The organism is Pseudomonas sp. WS 5078 (assembly GCF_012985745.1).
GTDB classification, from domain to species: domain Bacteria; phylum Pseudomonadota; class Gammaproteobacteria; order Pseudomonadales; family Pseudomonadaceae; genus Aquipseudomonas; species Aquipseudomonas lundensis_A.
On the sequence record NZ_JAAQWX010000007.1, the window covers coordinates 216,033 to 233,186 of the forward strand.

Genomic DNA, 17,154 nt, shown 5'->3' on the forward strand with positions numbered 1-17,154 from the left:
ATGGCAACGCTCGAATTACGCAACGTCAACAAAACCTATGGCAAGGGTTTGCCGGACACGCTGAAAAACATCGAACTGAAAATCGACGACGGCGAGTTTCTAATTCTGGTTGGCCCGTCGGGGTGCGGCAAATCCACGTTGATGAACTGCATCGCGGGGCTGGAGAGCATCAGCGGCGGGGCGATTCTGGTGGACGATGCCGACATCAGTGGCATGAGCCCCAAGGATCGTGACATCGCCATGGTGTTTCAGTCATACGCGCTGTACCCGACGATGAACGTGCGCGACAACATCGCTTTCGGCCTCAAGATTCGCAAAATGAGCACTGCAGCCATTGATGAAGAAGTGGCGCGGGTGGCCAAGTTGCTGCAAATCGAGCACCTGCTCAATCGCAAGCCGGGCCAACTGTCGGGCGGGCAACAGCAGCGCGTGGCCATGGGCAGGGCGCTGGCTCGCCGGCCGAAGATCTATCTGTTCGATGAGCCGTTATCCAACCTCGACGCCAAGCTGCGGGTCGAGATGCGTACCGAAATGAAGTTGATGCATCAACGCCTGAAAACGACCACCGTGTATGTCACCCATGACCAGATCGAAGCCATGACCCTGGGTGACAAAGTGGCGGTAATGAAGGATGGCATCATCCAGCAGTTCGGCACCCCCAAACAGATCTACAACGATCCGGCTAACCTGTTTGTCGCCAGCTTTATTGGCTCGCCACCGATGAACTTCATCCCGTTGCGTTTACAGCGCCAGGAAGGGCGCTTATTGGCGTTGCTCGACAGCGGTCAGGCGCATTGCGAGTTGCCGTTGGGCACGCGTGACGCGGGTCTGGAAGACCGTGACGTGATCATTGGTATTCGCGCCGAACAGATCGTGCTGGCGGCAAGCGAGCCCAATGGGCTGCCGACCATCCGCGCTGAAGTGCAGGTGGTAGAGCCCACCGGGCCGGACACGCTGGTGTTTGTGAACCTCAATGGCAGCAAAGTGTGCTGCCGTCTGGCCCCTGATGATGCGCCTCAGGTCGGTCAAAGCCTCAACTTGCAGTTCGATCCTGCGAAAGTGCTACTGTTTGATGCAAACACAGGTGAGCGATTGGGGGCAATGAGTGCGCCCCCCGCGCAGAACCGGGCGGATAACGTGGCGCATTTCAAGGGGCGTTGAATCTGTACAGGGAGCCTGTCATCAGGTGCTTCTTGAGCGGTGCCGCGTTAAACAAAGCCAATAAGAAACCAACGAGGATCCAAGGGATGAACAACACAATGACCCGCACCCGTCTGGCCTGCCAGTTGTCGGTGATTGCCGCACTCAGCTTGGGTGCGACCGGCAGTTATGCGGCCGAAGCCTTCAGCGCCGACTCGAAATGGATGACAGGCGACTGGGGCGGCGAGCGGACCAAATTGATCGAGCAGGGTATCGACATCAAGGCGGATTACGTTGGTGAAGTGGGGGCCAACCTGCATGGGGGGGACAACCACGACAAGACGGCGCGTTACAGCGATCAGTTTGGTTTGGGCGTGGCGTTGGACCTGGAAAAACTCTGGGGATGGGATAACACCCAGGCCAAGATTCAGCTCACAAACCGTAATGGCCAAAGTATCTCCAATGACCGCGTAGGCGATCCGCGGGCAGGCACGTTGAGTTCCTCGCAGGAAGTCTACGGCCGTGGCCATATGGTGCGTTTGACCCAATTGTGGATCCAGCATCAGTTCCTCGAAGGTAAGCTGGACGTCAAAGCGGGGTACTTTGGCGAAGGCGAGGATTTCAATACCTTCCCTTGCGAGTTCCAGAACCTGGCGTTCTGCGGCTCCCAAGTGGGCAACTGGGCCACCAACATTTGGTACAACTGGCCGGTCAGTCAGGCGGCGTTGCGGGTCAAGTACAACATCACGCCCGAGCTTTATGCGCAGATCGGCGCCTACAACCAGAACCCGTCGCAGCTCGAACACGGCAATGGTTTCAAGCTGAGTGGCAGCGGCACCAAAGGCACCGTCTTGCCGGTTGAATTGGTCTGGTCGCCCAAGGTCAACGATTTGCCGGGCGAGTACCGGGTCGGTTACTACAAGAGCACCGCGCCGGCTGATGACGTGCGGGTCGACCTCACCAATGACGGTCAAAGCTACCGCGTGCGCGACAGCAAGCATGGTTACTGGTTTGTCGTGCAGCAACAGCTCACGCAACACAACGGTGACCCGTCTCGCGGCCTGCACGTAGCTGCCAATGCTACCTTTCACGACAAGGCCACCAACATCGTCGACAACTACCAGTCGCTGATGTTCGTGTACAAAGGGCCTTTCGATGCGCGTCCTAAAGATGACATCGGCATCGGCGCAGCCCGTATCCATGTCAACGATGACGTGAAGAAAAGCGCTGAGCTGATTAACGCGTCCATCGGCGCTACCGATTACAGTGATCCGCTGTACTCGCCTTTGCGCTCCACTGAGTACAACTACGAACTCAACTACGGCTTCCACGTGACCAATTGGTTGACCGTGCGTCCAAACCTGCAATACATCGCTCATCCGGGCGGCGTGGACAACGTTGATAACGCATTGGTCGCCGGGCTGAAAATTCAGTCGACGTTCTAATTGCGCTAAGCTTGCGCTTTATCTAGCGGGTAGCCTCGGCTATCCGCTTTTTTTCGGGTCGGCCCAACCCGACGCATGATTTTTCAGGACTGCGGCACATGCACGAGCATCCACTTCATCGCTTTTTCAAATCCAAACGTGAACAGCCTGTTTTTCAGTGGGAACGCTTTCAGCAACGCGACGTGCTGGTAATCGACCATCCCCATTGTCAGGCCGTGTTCAGTCGTCAGGGCGCGCAGTTGCTGCACTTCAAGCCGACCGGGCAAAAGCCTTGGCTCTGGTGTGCAGCGAAATGGCCGCAAGTGGGCGCCATTCGCGGAGGTGTGCCGATCTGCTGGCCCTGGTACGGCCGTCATCCAAGCGAAAATGCGTGGCCGTCCCATGGTTGGGCGCGGTTGATCGACTGGAAGTTGCTGGACAGCCATGCGGACGAAGAGGGCGTAAGCCTGCACTGGCGTTTGCAGTTGTGCGACTGGCAAGTGGATTTGCACGCCCGGTTGGGTGAGAACATGGAATTGCGCCTGAGTACTGAGCATCAAGATGATGAACCCTGCCACATGAGTCAGGCGCTACGCGCTTACTGGCGTATTGGTGACGTTGCTGAGGTAGCGCTGTCCGGGCTGGACGGGGTGGTGGGGTATGACCAGTTGAATCGTGAGCCGTGTAAACAAAAAGGCGAGTTGCGGGTGGAAGGCGGTTGCCAGCGCGTGTTTCACCACGACGGTGAAATGCAGCTCAACGACCATGCCTGGCAGCGTGCGTTGAGCATTGATACCGGCGACAGTGGCAACACCGTGGTGTGGCACCCTGGCAAACGCCCGTTGCTGGGCGTCAGCTGGAGCGAAGTCATGGGGTTTGTGTGTGTCGAGTCCACCAGTGGCGGCACCCGGCATCAGAGCCTGGCGCCGGGTGAACAGGCGCATTTAAGCCTGCATGCGCGAGCGGGGTTGTGTGCCGGGTAATCGCCCGGGATCAGGCCGCGATCTGGAGGCCATTCACTCCAGCTCATCGCCCACCGGGTAACGGCTGGCGTTGAGACTTTCTTTGATTTTGCGCAGGTGCGGCTGGAAATCCACACCACGGCGCAGGGTCATGCCGGTTGCCAGCACGTCCAGCACTGTCAGTTGGATAATGCGTGAGGTCATGGGCATGTAGATGTCCGTGTCCTCAGGCAGCGGAATGTTCAGGCTCAAGGTGCTGGCCTTGGCCAATGGTGAGTTTTCTGCCGTCAAACCCAGCACGGAAGCGCCATTGGCCCGTGCAATGCGGGCCACTTCCACCAGTTCGCGGGTGCGCCCGGTGTACGAAATAATCACAAACAGTTCGCCCGTGTGGGCCACGGAGGCGATCATGCGTTGCATCAGCACATCCGCGTGAGCCGTGACTGCCAAATTGAAGCGAAAAAATTTGTGCTGGGCGTCCAGTGCGACCGGGGCGGAGGCGCCGAGACCGAAAAAGTGGATCTGCCGGGCTTGAATCAACAGGTCCACGGCGCGGCTGATCAGGTTTGGGTCCAGTGCCTGGCACGCACTGTCCAGCGAGGCGATGGCGCTGCCAAAAATTTTCTGGGTGTAAGCGGCGGGGTTGTCGTCCGCTTCCACGGCGCGGCTGACATACGCGGCGCCGCTGGCCAGGCTTTGCGCCAGTTGCAGCTTGAGCTCGGGGTAACCGCTGACGCCGAATGAGCGGCAGAAACGGTTGACGGTCGGTTCGCTGACCGACGCGGCCTGGGCCAGCGCCGCGATGCTGAAACGGGTCGCCTGCTGCGGGTTTTGCAGAATGACTTCGGCCACTTTGCGCTCGGCCTTGTTCAGCTCTTCGAGGCGGCCTTTGATTTGTTCGAGTAAATTGCGCACGCGGTCCATTTATGTTCCTTGGGGCGTCGATGCAAAAGAGCCGCACGTGAATGCGGCGCTGGAAGGTGGCCTATCCTACTGTTGGCCCGATACCACCACTAGTAGCAATCTGCATTTAGAGAAAATGTTGTGTTTATTACTACATTTCTCCTTGAGTGATGCCTTGAAAAAAGGTATTTGTAGCTTAACTTGATAAAAGAACCAACATCATGTCTTCGATTACGGTTGAACCGTGCACCTTTGCCTTGTTTGGCGCCCTTGGCGATCTGGCACTGCGCAAATTGTTCCCTGCTTTATATCAACTGGATCGTGCCGGTCTGTTGCATGACAACACGCGCATTCTGGCACTGGCCCGCGAGCCGGGTGACGCCCTCACGCATCTGGCCCATATCGACAGCCAGTTGCGCCAGTACGTGGGCGACAAGGAAATCGAAGACCAGGCCATCAGCCGCTTTCTGGCCAGATTGAGCTACCTGCATGTGGACTTTCTCAAGACGGACGATTACGTGGCATTGGCCGAACAGGCCGGCGCTGCACAACGTTTGATCGCTTATTTCGCCACCCCGGCGTCGGTGTACGGGGCCATTTGCGAAAACTTGTCCCGCGTCGGCCTGACCGAAAATACCCGTGTGGTGCTGGAAAAACCGATCGGTTCGGACCTCGAATCTTCGCGCAAGGTCAATGATGCCGTTGCGCAGTTCTTCCCCGAGAACCGTATCTACCGTATCGACCACTACCTGGGCAAAGACACCGTCCAGAACCTGATCGCTCTGCGTTTTGCCAACAGCCTGTTCGAAACCCAGTGGAACCAGCGTTACATCTCCCACGTGGAAATCACTGTGGCGGAGAAGGTCGGGATCGAAGGGCGCTGGGGCTATTTCGACAAGGCCGGTCAACTGCGCGACATGATCCAGAACCACCTGTTGCAGCTGTTGTGCCTGATTGCCATGGACCCGCCGGCGGACCTTTCGGCCGACAGCATTCGTGATGAGAAAGTCAAGGTGCTCAAGGCGCTGGCACCGATCACCCCGGAGGGTCTGACCACCCAGGTTGTACGCGGCCAGTACATCGCCGGGTACAGCGAAGGGCAGTCGGTGCCGGGCTATCTGGAGGAGGAGAATTCCAACACCCAGAGCGACACCGAAACCTTCGTCGCGCTGCGTGCCGACATCCGTAACTGGCGGTGGGCGGGTGTGCCGTTTTACCTGCGCACCGGTAAACGCATGCCACAGAAGCTGTCGCAGATCGTCATTCACTTTAAAGAACCCTCGCACTACATCTTCGCCCCTGAGCAGCGTCTGCAAATCGGCAACAAGCTGATCATTCGCCTGCAACCGGACGAAGGCATTTCTTTGCGTGTGATGACCAAAGACCAGGGCCTGGACAAAGGCATGCAGTTGCGCAGCGGTCCGCTGCAATTGAATTTTTCCGACACGTATCACAGTGCGCGGGTCCCGGACGCTTACGAGCGTCTATTGCTGGAAGTCATGCGCGGTAATCAAAACCTGTTTGTGCGCAAAGACGAAATTGAAGCGGCATGGAAATGGTGCGACCAGTTGATCGCCGGCTGGAAGAAGTCTGGCGATGCGCCCAAGCCTTACGCGGCGGGCTCCTGGGGACCGATGAGTTCCATTGCCCTGATTACCCGAGACGGGAGGTCCTGGTATGGCGACATCTGATTTGAAACTGCCTGAAGGCGTCCATGCGCACACCTTCACGGCTCCGGCCGTGTTGGCAGATACATTGGCCGCGGCAGTGGCCCTGCAACTGAACAACGCGATTAAAAAGCAGGGCGTCGCCACGCTGGTGGTGTCGGGCGGGCGTAGCCCGGTGGCGTTTTTTCACAGCCTGATTGAACAGCCTGTGGACTGGTCACACGTAGTGGTCAGTCTGGCCGATGAGCGTTGGGTGCCGGTTGAACATGCCGACAGCAACGCAGGCCTGCTTAAAAAGCATTTACTGCAAGGCCCGGCAGCCAAGGCGCGCTTTGTGGGTTTATACAACGTGGCGGCCAATCTTGAGGAGGCCGCACAACAAGCGGATCGCCAGTTGGCCGAGTTGCCGCCGATTGACGTGCTGATCCTCGGCATGGGCGATGACGGTCACACCGCCTCGTTGTTCCCGGACAGCCCGAATCTGGCCAGCGCTTTAGACCTGGATAACCCGCGTCGTTGCTGGCCCATGTTGGCGCCTACCGTGCCCCATCAGCGCCTGAGCATGAGCCGTAGCCTGCTGAGCAGCGCAAAGCACACCGTGCTGTCGATTCAGGGGCAGGCCAAATTGAACACCCTTGACACGGCATTGGCCGGCACTGATGTTGCTGCCTTGCCGATTCGTGCCTTTCTGCAACCCACGTTAGAGATTTACTGGTGCCCATGAGCCAAGGATCAGCTGCCATGCAAACAACCACCCCGAACGTTTCGATGGCTGAGAAAGTCGCCCTGATCGATGCGCTGTGTGCCAAGGCCCGGATCCTGCCGGTCATCACCATTGCGCGTAAGCAGGACATTCTGCCGCTGGCCGATGCGCTGGCAGCGGGCGGTCTCACTGCCCTTGAAGTCACGCTGCGTTCGGCGTTTGGCCTGGAGGCGATTCGCATCCTGCGTGATCAGCGCCCTGAGCTGGTGACCGGTGCGGGCACCATTCTGGACCGTCATATGCTGGCTGCTGCAGAAGAAGCGGGTTCGCAATTTATCGTGACGCCGGGCATCACCCGCGACCTGCTGCAAGCCAGTGTGGCCAGCGATATTCCACTGCTGCCCGGTATCAGCAACGCGTCGGGGATCATGGAAGGTTACGGGCTGGGTTATCGCCGTTTCAAACTGTTCCCGGCAGAGGTGAGCGGTGGCGTGGCGGCCATCAAGGCACTGGGCGGGCCATTCGGTGAAGTGAAATTCTGCCCGACCGGTGGCGTCAGCCCGGCCAATATCCGCAGCTACATGGCGTTGAAAAACGTGATGTGTGTCGGCGGCAGCTGGATGCTCGACAGCGAGTGGATCAAAAACGGCGATTGGAGTCGCATTCAGGAGTGCACAGCTGAAGCCCTGGCCTTGCTGGACTGATTCTTTTGTAACGAATGTGTTGTGTGTTCTACGGTTTTTCGGTGCGCTTGGTCGGCGCACCTTTTTTTTGCCTGTGATATTTAGCCCTGCGCCATCTCTCGCAAGGCCCGGATCAACTGATGGATGTCATCCAGCGTCGTGGCCAACCCTACGGTGATGCGAATGCAACTGCCACACGCCGAGCCATTACGCGCCACGGTAAAAATGTTGTAGTCCTTAAGCAGGCGCTCAACCATCGGCTGCTGATCGTCCACGTGGGTAAAGCGCATCGAAGTAATGGCGCAATACAGCCGCGGGTCATCCGGCGTCAGTACTTCGATACCCGGCAATCTGCGCGCTTCACTGACCCACAGATCACGCAGGTACTTGAGGCGTGCGCCCTTGACCGGTGCCCCCCCCAGGTCGATGTGTTCTTGCAGCACCTTGGGCAAGGTCAACCAGGCCGGAATATTAGGCGTACCGTAAGGGGCGCGGTTGCGGATGTCTGGCTCGGGGTAGTGCTGGCTGCCCATGTCCGGTTCAATGTCGGCCAGCCGTTGCGGGTCGATGTACATAAACCCCAGTGTCAGCGGCGCCCCGATCCATTTGTGCAGGTTGAACCCGGCAAACGCGACACCCATGGCAGGCAGGTCAAATTCGATCTGCCCCAGCGCATGAGCGCCGTCCAGGATGACCTCGACACCATGCTCTCTGGCCAATTCGATAATCGCCTGCACTGGCATCACCAGCCCGGTGCGATGGGTGACATGGGTCAGGGCCATCAGTTTGATGCGCGGGTTTTGCGCAAAGGCTTCGCGGTAGCTGTTCAGCAGGCTCTCGTACGTGGCGGGATGGGCATGGGTGATCTCAATGACGTCCAGCCCTCGTTGTTGCGCCACCCAGCGCATGGCGTACTCAACGCTGTGGTATTCGAGGTCGCAGATCAGCAGCTGATCCCCGGGCTGCAAGCCCTTGTAGTTGCGGATCAGCGATTGCAACGCATCTGATGCGCGGTTGGTCAGGGCAATGCTGGCAGGACTGACCTTGAGCACGTTGGCCAATTGATCGCGGATTTCCAGGTTTTGCGTGTTATCAAACCGCTGGCGTACATGCACTGCGTTGCTGCGGTTAATGAAGTCGACCTGACGCTCATAGTCCTGCGCGACGCCACGGGTCATGCGCCCAAAGTAGCCGTTCTCCAGATTGATCGGGCCGGGGGCCAAGTCGTAGCGTTGTGTGATGGCGTGCCAGAAGTGTTCGTCGCGGGCGTTATCTTCAATCCTTGGCATAGAGGCGCTCTGTCAATGGCGGGGTTTGGGTTTTCCGTGTTTGGCACGCAACGGGTCAAGCAGGTCGGACAACCCGTTGTGATCGATTTCTTGCATCAAGGCCAGCAAACCACCCAGCTCTCCATGAGGGAACCCTTCGCGCGCAAACCAATTGAGGTACTGGCCGGGCAAGTCGGCAATGATTCTGCCTTTATATTTGCCGAACGGCATTTCGCGGGTCACCAGCAGTTCGAGTTTTTCGGGGTTCATGGTTCGGCCTTTCTTACGTGAAACGTTGAACAGGAAAATACAGGCATTCTGCATGCAGGCCAATTGACAGATCATGCAAAAAAACCGGATACAGAAGTTCAGTTAATTACTAAGTCATTGTTTTTAAAGGTATTTTTAAAAATAAAAAGTCTGGCACGGGCCATGCAATCTCTATTGCACGATCCTCAACCTTGTAAGGAATTGAACAATGACTGACATCAATAAAGAATCCATCAAAGTTTTGAACGATCTGATCGAAACCAGCAAAGACGGCCAGGAAGGTTTCAAAACCTGTGCAGAAGACATTAAGCACCCTGAGCTAAAAGCCTTGTTCGCCAAGCGCTCCGCTGATTGCGCCGCCGCAGCGGCAGAACTCCAGGCTGCCGTGCGCAGCATGGGCGGCGACCCGGAGACCAGCACCAGCGTTGCCGGTGATTTGCACCGCCGTTGGGTGGACGTGAAGTCCATGTTTACCGGTAAGGATGAAGAGGCTGTGTTGAATGAAGCCGAGCGCGGTGAAGACCATGCGCTGAAGGCTTACAAAGACGCCATCGAAACAATCAATAAGCATAATCTGGTGGGCATCCGTGACCTGGTAGAGCGCCAGTACCACGGTGTACAACGTAACCACGACCAAGTGAAAGCGTTGCGCAATCAGGCCCGCGCTCAGTCTTGAGTGCAGCCTGAAATGAAAAAAAAACGCCGGTTAGCCGGCGTTTTTTGTGCGCGTCATTTAACCAATGCTGATTGTTGGCAATGTCGGCAGGGTGACGGTCTGTTGTTTACGTGGGGCGAGGATTTCTGCCTCACCGTCCACCACCAGTTCGTCGCGCTGGTTGAATACGCGGGTAGCAATACGGACGCGAAACTTCGGTAGTTTTTCCAGAATTTCCAGGCGAACGGTGAGGGTGTCGCCAATTTTTACCGGTTTTTGGAAGCTCATTTGCTGGCCGATATAGATGGTACCGGGGCCGGGTAACTCGCAGGCGACGGCTGCGCTGATCAGCGCTCCGCTGAACATGCCGTGCGCAATGCGTTCCTTGAACATGGTGGCGGCGGCGAACTCGGGGTCAAGGTGGACCGGGTTGTGGTCGCCGGACATGGCCGCAAACAGTTGAATGTCACGCTCTTCCACAGTCTTGCTGTAGCTGGCCGTCTGGCCGACTTCGAGAGCTTCGTACGGGGTGTTGGTAACCTGAGTCATCTAGCGCATGTCCTGTGCCGGGTATTTAATTTCAAGTGTTTGATTTTAAAGGCTTTTTAAATAAATGGTGTTCATTCGCTGCGAACGGGCCGCGGGCGGCTCAGCGCCTCTTCCAGCCAGGCAATTACGTCGTCCATCACCGCGTTGCGGTTGGTTTCATTAAACAGTTCGTGCCGCGCCTGCGGGTACACCTTCAGTTGCACAGACGGATTGCCCGATTGGCGTAATGCATTGGCCAGGTCAGTGAGACGCTTGCCTGCACTGACCGGATCACATTCTCCGCCGATGACCAGTATTGGCAGGCTCGCGTCGATCTGTGACAGGTTCGCGGGTTTGCTGATTTGCTGTAAGCCGTCCAGCAGATCGATCCAGAGTTGATTGGTACAGCGAAACCCGCACAGCGGGTCTGCCGCATAGGCATCGACCTCGGCAGGGTCACGGCTGAGCCAGTCATAGCGGGTGCGATTGGGTGTGAAGGCTTTGTTGAACGAACCGAACGACAGCCATTCGATCAGCGCACTGCGCCCCTTGGGTCCCTGACGGCAGCGTTCAACATGGGCAATCAGGCTGGCAGCACGGTAAAGCATGACTGGCTGAAAGTTCGATGCACTGAGGATCGCGCCGTGCAGGCTGGCGCTGTGGTGCACTAAATAGGACTGGGCAATGTAGCTGCCCATGCTGTGCCCCAGCAAAAACACAGGGATGCCAGGATGCGCCTGGTTAATGTGCTGTTGCAGGCTTGCCACGTCGCTGACCACTGCGCACCAGCCATCGTGATCGGCAAAATAGCCCGGCGTGCCGCCTTCAGCGGTCTTGCCGTGGCCGCGCTGATCGTGAACATACAGGCCAAAACCGGCGTCGCACAGGGCGCGGCCGAGGCGTGCGTAGCGCCCGCCATGTTCTGCCATGCCATGGGCCAGCAACACAATGGCTTTGGCTGCGCCAGTGGGCAGCCAGCGATTGACGAAAAGACCGGTGCGGTCGTTTGCATCCAGCCAAAAACTGTCCGTGGTCATGGTGAGTCCTTCCTCGCGAGTCGTAGCAGTGTATAGCGCATTTGCGTGCTGGCCACTTAACAGCCTGCTTGCAGCAAAACAATTCAAGATGTAAATGGCGAAGATCGCTGTATTTGCCTACTACTTGAGAACTGTTAACGTCCGCAGGTTCCGCTTTTTAGTGCATGAAAGAGGCGGCCAGACTCGCTCAGGTAAGAGGATAAAAACAATGCAACCTGATTTCTGGAATGACAAACGTCCCGCCGGTGTACCGCTGGACATCGATATGACGGCCTTTTCGTCGGTCGTGGATGTGTTTGAACGCTCCTGCAAGAAATTCGCCGACCGGCCCGCCTTCAGCAATCTGGGCGTGACCCTCACCTATGCCGAGCTTGAGCGTTACAGTGCGGCCTTTGCCGGTTATTTGCAGCAGCACACCGACCTTAAGCCGGGCGACCGCATCGCGGTGCAAATGCCCAATATCTTGCAATACCCGATTGCCGTGTTTGGTGCGCTGCGGGCAGGTCTGGTAGTGGTCAACACCAACCCGCTGTACACCTCCCGTGAAATGCGTCATCAGTTCCAGAGCGCCGGCATTCGTGCGCTGGTGTACTTGAACATGTTCGGCAAGCGGGTGCAGGAAGTCCTGCAAGACACCGAAATCGATTACCTGATTGAAGCAAAAATGGGCGACATGATGCCCGTCGTTAAGGGCTGGGTGACCAACCTGGTGGTCGACAAGGTCAAAAAGCTCGTACCGCCCTATAGCGTGCCGCAGGCAATTTCGTTCAAAACCGTTTTGCAGCGTGGTGCGGGCCAGCCCCTTCAATCCCTGAGCGCGACCCTCGACGATATTGCCGTGCTGCAATACACCGGCGGCACCACCGGTTTACCCAAGGGCGCGATGCTCACCCACGGCAACCTGGTTGCCAACATGCTGCAAGTTCGCGGGTGCCTGTCCCAGCACGACGCGCAAGGCCAGTCGATCCTTCGCGACGGCCGTGAAATCATGATCGCGCCGTTGCCGCTCTACCATATCTACGCGTTCACCGCCAATTGCATGTGCATGATGGTGACGGGCAACCACAACGTGCTGATCACCAATCCCCGCGACATCAAGGGCTTTGTCAAAGAGCTCAACAACTGGCGTTTCACGGCGTTTTTGGGGCTCAACACGCTGTTCGTGGCGTTGATGGATCACCCGGACTTCAAGGCGCTGGATTTCTCGGGGCTAAAAGTCACCAACTCCGGCGGTACGGCATTGGTCAAGGCCACGGCCGAGCGCTGGGAGAAACTCACCGGTTGCCGCATCGTCGAGGGTTATGGTTTGACGGAAACATCACCGGTGGCCAGCGCCAACCCGTGTGGCTCATTGGCACGGCTCGGCACTGTCGGTACGCCAGTGCCGGGCACAGCGATGAAAGTCATCAGCGATGACGGCGTCGATCTTGGCCTTGGAGAGCGCGGTGAGTTGTGCGTCAAGGGCCCGCAGGTGATGAAGGGGTACTGGCAGAATCCGCAGGCGACTGCTGAGGTGCTGGACGCGGAAGGCTGGTTCAAGACCGGCGATGTGGCCGTGATTGATCCCGACGGTTTTGTGCGGATTGTGGACCGCAAAAAAGACCTGATTATCGTCTCCGGTTTCAATGTGTACCCCAATGAAATCGAAGACGTCGTCATGGCCCACCCTCAAGTGGCGAACTGTGCAGTCATCGGCGTGCCGGACGAGCGCACGGGCGAGGCAGTCAAATTGTTTGTGGTGGCGCGTGCGGGCGGCATCACCGTTGAAGAACTTAAGGCGTACTGCAAAGACAATTTCACCGGTTATAAAGTCCCAAAACAAATCGTCGTACGCGACGCATTGCCCATGTCCCCGGTAGGCAAGATTTTGCGCCGCGAGTTACGTGATATCGCCTGATTCGTTCAAGGAGGCGACAAACGCCCGTTTATGGAAAGTAAACGGGCGTTTTTATTCGTCCTCATTCATGCATTCAACACCTGTTTGTCGTGCTGAAAGGCCCGGCGCAGAAGGGTTTTGAACGTTATAGAGTTTATATTCTAATGATGACTTAGGATTGTCCTACAGTCAGGTTGGTGACTTTGGAGCCCATTTTTGGCTCTAGGCGGCCTTTGGCAAAGCTGCTACTCTCGGCGCGCTTTGTGACTTCTCGGTAAGTAAAAAGCCAGAGTTATCAATTATAAAAATCAAACAAATAATAACCGCATCAAATGCGGTGAAGAATTCGCGTCGCTGAGGAGTGGGCTTCCATGTTTGAAGGCTTTTGGAAGGATAAGTACCCAGCCGGGATTGCTGCCGAAATCAATCCGGACGAATATCCAAATATCCAGACGGTACTGAAACAATCTTGCCAACGCTTCGCTGACAAACCGGCGTTCAGCAACCTTGGCAAAACCATCACCTACGGTGAACTGTACGAATTGTCGGGTGCCTTTGCGGCCTATTTGCAACAGCACACTGACCTGCAACCCGGCGATCGAATCGCTGTTCAATTGCCTAACCTGCTGCAATACCCCATCGCTGTGTTCGGAGCCATCCGCGCCGGCTTGATTGTGGTCAACACCAACCCGCTGTACACCGCGCGGGAAATGGAACACCAATTCAATGACTCGGGCGCCAAGGCGCTTGTGTGTCTGGCGAACATGGCGCACCTGGCCGAAAAAGTCGTGCCTCAAACGTCCGTCAAATACGTATTGATCACCGAAGTGGCCGACCTGCTGTCACCGTTCAAGCGCGTACTGATCAACAGCGTCATCAAGTACGTGAAAAAGATGGTGCCGGCCTATCACTTGCCCTCGGCCATCAAGTTCAACGATGTTCTGCGCAAAGGCCACGGCCAACCGGTCAAGGACGCCAACCCGCTGAGCAGCGATGTGGCCGTCTTGCAATACACCGGTGGCACCACGGGCGTGGCCAAGGGGGCGATGCTGACCCATCGCAACCTGATCGCCAACATGTTGCAGTGCAAGGCGCTAATGGGCTCCAACCTCAATGAGGGCTGCGAAATCCTCATCACGCCACTGCCGCTGTACCACATCTATGCGTTCACCTTTCACTGCATGGCGATGATGCTGATCGGTAACCATAACGTGCTGATCAGCAACCCGCGTGACCTGCCGGCCATGGTCAAAGAACTGTCGAAATGGAAGTTCAGCGGCTTCGTGGGTCTGAACACATTGTTCGTGGCCCTGTGCAACAGTGAAGCGTTCCGCAAGCTGGATTTCTCTGCGCTCAAAGTTACGTTGTCCGGCGGCATGGCCTTACAGTTGTCCGTGGCTGAACGCTGGAAGGCTGTGACTGGCTGCCCGATTTGCGAAGGCTACGGCATGACGGAAACCAGCCCGGTGGCGTCGGTCAACCCTATTCAGAACATCCAGGTCGGCACCATCGGTATTCCGGTGCCATCGACCCTGTGCAAAGTCATCAACGATGCGGGCGAAGAGCTGCCGTTGGGCGAAGTGGGCGAGCTCTGCATCAAGGGCCCGCAGGTCATGAAAGGCTATTGGGAGCGTCCAGACGCAACCGACGAAATCATGGACAGCGATGGCTGGTTGAAGTCGGGTGACATTGCGGTCATTCAGCCGGACGGCTACATGCGCATTGTCGATCGCAAGAAAGACATGATCCTGGTTTCGGGTTTCAATGTGTACCCGAACGAGCTGGAAGACGTGATGGCCTCGCTGCCGGGCGTGCTGCAATCGGCGGCCATCGGGATTCCTGACGAGAAAACCGGAGAGCTGATCAAGGTTTTCATCGTGGTCAAGCCGGGCATGACGCTGACCAAGGAGCAAGTCATGGCGCATATGCGTGCCAACCTGACGGCTTACAAGGCGCCGAAGATCGTTGAGTTCCGGGACTCATTGCCTACCACCAACGTGGGCAAAATCCTGCGTCGCGAGTTACGTGACGAAGAGCTGAAAAAGCTGGGCCTGAAAAAGTAACTGCCCGAATACGACAAAGCCCCGCAATGCGGGGCTTTGTCGTTTCTGCAGCGGGCTACTTCTGCAAGAACTGGGCGAAGTTCACACCGGTGCCGGTCGGGCGTACGTCCTGCAAAAACGAATCCTTGTCAGCGCTCAGCTCCAGGCTCATGGTCGGCGTGCGCTTGTGGGTCGCACGTACCACCATACCTTCGCGCTTCTCGCGCAGAAACGCCGTTGTCACTTTCACGTGCAGCAGTTCATCGGTGCTTGGGGTGTGCAGCAGCAGGTGCACCCATTCGTACTGACCAATGGCCAGGCGGGCCAGCGGGATGTCGAACCACCAAATATTTTTGTTGGTGTTGAGTGAGGCGAAGTGACCGTTGTTGACGCCGATCACTGCACCGCCAAGTGCCTGGTTTCTGCGGGCAATGGCCTGCTTTTTATCGAGTTTCATAACCTTCCTGTCTTTCTGGATCTTCAGCGCCTGAGCCTGAATACGTCGCGCATTCTCGGGGGTTCGCGGGCAAACATAAAGCCCAACCTGCGTCGGGCGATGAAATGACTCACAGAAAATAAATGAAACTCCTCTGTAAAGCCTCGGGTCAATCCTATTGTCGAGTTAATGACATCCGAAATTTCACTAGGAGAAATCCCATGAGCAGCACTGGCGATAAGATCAAAGGCATGGCGAACGAAGCAGTAGGCAATGTCAAACAAACGGTTGGTAAAGCCACTGACAACGACAAGCTGCGCGCAGAAGGCAAAGCCCAAGAAGTGAAGGGCGAAGGTCAGCAGGCGGTCGGCAAGGCCAAAGACGCGGTTAAAAAGACCGTCGACAAAGCCTGAACGGCGCTGAATCCTGTGGGCAATTGATTTGCCTGAAGAAACAAATGACGGCCATCCTGTGATGGCCGTTTTTACACCTTGGGCGCGGACATGTTTCCAAAGTCGCCAACTCGACTACTTTGAGGTAAAACCCCTCAGCTAAAGTCGTTGTATGGCTTGTAAACCCTCTCATTGAGCGGCGAAAGGAGACGCTATGTTATTTCCGGTCTTGAATGGCCTGCCGTTGGGCAAAGTATTGATCCGTACGGTCAAGGAATTCATTGACGATGAGATGTCGACGTACGCCTCTGCGTTGGCCTATCAAATGTTGTTTTCATTGTTCCCGTTCATTCTGTTTCTGATCGCGTTGATCGGTTTTTTGCACCTGCCGGACTTCTTCAGTTGGCTGCGCCTGCAATCGGAACTGGTCCTGCCGCCACAGGCGCTGGAACAGGTCAATCCGGTGATCGACCAGTTGCAACAGTCCAAAGGCGGGTTGCTCTCGGTGGGTATCGTGATTGCCTTGTGGACTGCCTCGGCCGGTGTGCGCCTGATGATGAGCGCCATGAATGCGGCCTACGACGTGGTGGAAGGGCGTCCTATCTGGAAGCGTTTACCGCTCTCGATTTTTTACACCATCGGTCTTGCGGGCATGTTACTGGCCGCCGCTGCCTTGATGGTGCTGGGCCCGCAGGTGATGAGCTGGCTGGCGGGGCAGGTCGGTCTTGAAGAATTTGTCGTCACGCTGTGGACGATCTTGCGCTGGCCGGTGATTGTGCTGCTGATGATGGTGGCCGTGGCGGTGATGTATTACGTGATGCCCGATGTAGAGCAGAAGTTTCGTTTCATTACGCCGGGCTCGGTATTGGCCGTGGTGGTGTGGATCGCCGCTTCGTTGGGGTTTGCTTTCTACGTCAAGACCTTCGCTGACTACAACGCCATGTACGGCAGCATCGGGGCAATCATCGTGTTGTTGTTGTACTTCTACATCTCGGCAGCGGTGTTGTTGCTGGGCGCCGAAATGAACGCGGTGATCGAACACATGTCCGCCGAAGGCAAGGACCCCGGGGAGAAGACGTTTGATGAAGCGGACGATCCCAATCCCAAGCAGCATGTCTCCGGCCTTGGTCGCGACCATTCCCTTACCTCCACTTCTGATGAAGCCTGA

General features: G+C 56.8%; 17 protein-coding genes. 11 read left to right on the forward strand and 6 right to left on the reverse strand.

The window, feature by feature from the left end:
* The 3 genes from HBN68_RS12155 (at nucleotide 1) to HBN68_RS12165 (ending at nucleotide 3,547) form a co-directional block, all read left to right on the forward strand.
* Nucleotides 1-1,161, forward strand: coding sequence for an ABC transporter ATP-binding protein (locus tag HBN68_RS12155; RefSeq protein WP_169964239.1), 1,161 nt, complete (start codon nucleotides 1-3; stop codon nucleotides 1,159-1,161).
* A gap of 86 nt (nucleotides 1,162-1,247) precedes the next feature.
* Nucleotides 1,248-2,585: a carbohydrate porin gene (locus HBN68_RS12160; RefSeq protein WP_262373509.1), complete on the forward strand. Its 1,338-nt coding sequence runs from the start codon at nucleotides 1,248-1,250 to the stop codon at nucleotides 2,583-2,585.
* Between the two features lie 98 nt (nucleotides 2,586-2,683).
* Entirely contained in the window at nucleotides 2,684-3,547 is an 864-nt protein-coding gene (locus HBN68_RS12165) for a D-hexose-6-phosphate mutarotase (protein WP_169964241.1), read from the forward strand.
* A 33-nt stretch (nucleotides 3,548-3,580) separates the two neighbouring features.
* Here the strand turns inward: HBN68_RS12165 and HBN68_RS12170 are convergent, their stop codons facing one another.
* The gene (locus HBN68_RS12170; RefSeq protein WP_169835829.1) at nucleotides 3,581-4,441 is read right to left on the reverse strand and encodes a MurR/RpiR family transcriptional regulator; all 861 of its coding nucleotides are present in this window, start codon (nucleotides 4,439-4,441) and stop codon (nucleotides 3,581-3,583) included.
* A 209-nt stretch (nucleotides 4,442-4,650) separates the two neighbouring features.
* Here HBN68_RS12170 and zwf point away from each other — a divergent pair, with 209 nt between their 5' ends.
* From zwf to HBN68_RS12185, 3 genes are read left to right on the forward strand one after another with little or no spacing between them, the layout of a single operon-like run.
* On the forward strand, nucleotides 4,651-6,120 hold the full coding sequence (zwf, locus tag HBN68_RS12175) for a glucose-6-phosphate dehydrogenase (protein WP_094994237.1): 1,470 nt from the start codon (nucleotides 4,651-4,653) through the stop codon (nucleotides 6,118-6,120).
* Nucleotides 6,107-6,820 carry a 6-phosphogluconolactonase gene (pgl, locus tag HBN68_RS12180; RefSeq protein ID WP_169964243.1) on the forward strand — a complete coding sequence of 238 codons (714 nt, stop codon included), beginning with the start codon at nucleotides 6,107-6,109 and terminating at the stop codon, nucleotides 6,818-6,820. The genes zwf and pgl overlap by 14 nt, the downstream gene beginning before the upstream one ends.
* A gap of 17 nt (nucleotides 6,821-6,837) precedes the next feature.
* Nucleotides 6,838-7,503, forward strand: a complete 666-nt coding sequence (locus HBN68_RS12185) for a bifunctional 4-hydroxy-2-oxoglutarate aldolase/2-dehydro-3-deoxy-phosphogluconate aldolase (protein ID WP_070412592.1) — start codon at nucleotides 6,838-6,840, stop codon at nucleotides 7,501-7,503.
* 80 nt (nucleotides 7,504-7,583) lie between these two features.
* On the opposite strand, the gene HBN68_RS12190 is transcribed toward HBN68_RS12185, so the two are convergent.
* Both HBN68_RS12190 and HBN68_RS12195 read right to left on the reverse strand, forming a co-directional pair.
* Nucleotides 7,584-8,771 (reverse strand): aminotransferase class V-fold PLP-dependent enzyme, encoded by a 1,188-nt coding sequence (locus HBN68_RS12190; protein ID WP_094994239.1) that lies wholly within the window; start codon nucleotides 8,769-8,771, stop codon nucleotides 7,584-7,586.
* Between the two features lie 12 nt (nucleotides 8,772-8,783).
* Entirely contained in the window at nucleotides 8,784-9,020 is a 237-nt protein-coding gene (locus HBN68_RS12195; protein ID WP_019693207.1) for a DUF3820 family protein, read from the reverse strand.
* 208 nt (nucleotides 9,021-9,228) lie between these two features.
* Here HBN68_RS12195 and HBN68_RS12200 point away from each other — a divergent pair, with 208 nt between their 5' ends.
* A complete protein-coding gene (locus tag HBN68_RS12200; RefSeq protein WP_094994240.1) occupies nucleotides 9,229-9,696 on the forward strand; it encodes a PA2169 family four-helix-bundle protein in 468 nt (155 codons plus the stop codon).
* Nucleotides 9,697-9,753: 57 nt separating this feature from the next.
* Here HBN68_RS12200 and HBN68_RS12205 read toward each other — a convergent pair whose 3' ends face one another.
* Both HBN68_RS12205 and HBN68_RS12210 read right to left on the reverse strand, forming a co-directional pair.
* Nucleotides 9,754-10,224, reverse strand: a complete 471-nt coding sequence (locus HBN68_RS12205; protein ID WP_094994241.1) for a MaoC family dehydratase — start codon at nucleotides 10,222-10,224, stop codon at nucleotides 9,754-9,756.
* Nucleotides 10,225-10,295: 71 nt separating this feature from the next.
* A complete protein-coding gene (locus HBN68_RS12210) occupies nucleotides 10,296-11,240 on the reverse strand; it encodes an alpha/beta hydrolase (RefSeq protein ID WP_169964245.1) in 945 nt (314 codons plus the stop codon).
* A 208-nt stretch (nucleotides 11,241-11,448) separates the two neighbouring features.
* Here HBN68_RS12210 and fadD2 point away from each other — a divergent pair, with 208 nt between their 5' ends.
* Both fadD2 and fadD1 read left to right on the forward strand, forming a co-directional pair.
* Complete coding sequence (fadD2, locus tag HBN68_RS12215) at nucleotides 11,449-13,137, forward strand: long-chain-fatty-acid--CoA ligase FadD2 (protein ID WP_094994243.1); 1,689 nt, start codon at nucleotides 11,449-11,451, stop codon at nucleotides 13,135-13,137.
* A gap of 350 nt (nucleotides 13,138-13,487) precedes the next feature.
* A complete protein-coding gene (gene fadD1 / locus HBN68_RS12220) occupies nucleotides 13,488-15,179 on the forward strand; it encodes a long-chain-fatty-acid--CoA ligase FadD1 (RefSeq protein ID WP_094994244.1) in 1,692 nt (563 codons plus the stop codon).
* 55 nt (nucleotides 15,180-15,234) lie between these two features.
* Here the strand turns inward: fadD1 and HBN68_RS12225 are convergent, their stop codons facing one another.
* Nucleotides 15,235-15,615 (reverse strand): hypothetical protein, encoded by a 381-nt coding sequence (locus tag HBN68_RS12225; protein WP_094994245.1) that lies wholly within the window; start codon nucleotides 15,613-15,615, stop codon nucleotides 15,235-15,237.
* Nucleotides 15,616-15,815: 200 nt separating this feature from the next.
* Between HBN68_RS12225 and HBN68_RS12230 the strand changes: the two genes are divergently transcribed.
* A complete protein-coding gene (locus HBN68_RS12230) occupies nucleotides 15,816-16,007 on the forward strand; it encodes a CsbD family protein (protein ID WP_047277023.1) in 192 nt (63 codons plus the stop codon).
* 193 nt (nucleotides 16,008-16,200) lie between these two features.
* Nucleotides 16,201-17,154, forward strand: a complete 954-nt coding sequence (locus HBN68_RS12235; RefSeq protein WP_094994246.1) for a YihY/virulence factor BrkB family protein — start codon at nucleotides 16,201-16,203, stop codon at nucleotides 17,152-17,154.